1 protein-coding gene and 1 pseudogene are annotated in these 620 nt (G+C 47.1%); both read right to left on the bottom strand.

Annotation, left to right across the window (positions count from 1 at the left end; translation table 11 throughout):
• A pseudogene (locus AB4653_RS19600) lies at positions 1-240 on the bottom strand (DNA repair protein); the annotation flags it as partial.
• The coding region (locus tag AB4653_RS19595) for a type-F conjugative transfer system secretin TraK (RefSeq protein WP_372105066.1) at positions 237-620 on the bottom strand (384 nt) is incomplete at its 5' end. The gene AB4653_RS19595 and the pseudogene AB4653_RS19600, both read right to left, overlap by 4 nt.

Raw genomic sequence — 620 nt, 5'->3', positions numbered from 1 at the left:
TTTGTCGGTAAAATCATCAGTAATGATTTCCCCAAAATTGGGGGCTGGCTCAACGACTTCTTTCGCAGTATCTAGCGAGGTTCGAGGTTGTTTAAAGGCTTTAAACGCAAAAAAAACTGCGACTAAGAGCGCAACGGCTAACAGGCTGAGTATTTGGTTACGCTGCTTACTTTGGTCATTGGCGAGCACTCCATCCTCTAAGTCTGACTCTCTAAAAAGCCACTGTTTCAATCGTTTCATTCGCGACCTCCTGTGATGATGTACAGATGTGTAGATTCACCTGGGGGTAAGGTATAACGGTCAAGTGAGGCGCTCCGACTGGCGTAACTGTAAAATTGCGCTTCGGTCAGAGTGACGGTGTCATTGGATTGGTTTTTAACTTGATAAATAAGCCCTGAGAAGGGGCGGCCTACAAAAAGGGTCTGCGGAATAATGGCCAGTGGCGACGTGTCTTTGGGGAGGGTTTCGGGGTCAATCGGATGGACACGAAACCCTGGGATAGGCGTCTTTGAACGCTGCCAATGTATCATTTGTTTGGTGAGTTGCCCCAAGGCCAAAGGGTATTCGAGATCTTTTTCAAAGACACTTTTCTCTGCAGTAGAGCGAAGCGGAATAAACAT

Source organism: Vibrio sp. 10N.222.48.A3, from assembly GCF_041475345.1.
Lineage (GTDB): Bacteria > Pseudomonadota > Gammaproteobacteria > Enterobacterales > Vibrionaceae > Vibrio > Vibrio tasmaniensis_A.
The sequence above is the reverse complement of the archived record's forward strand: the minus strand, read 5'-3'. Positions and strand labels throughout refer to the sequence as shown.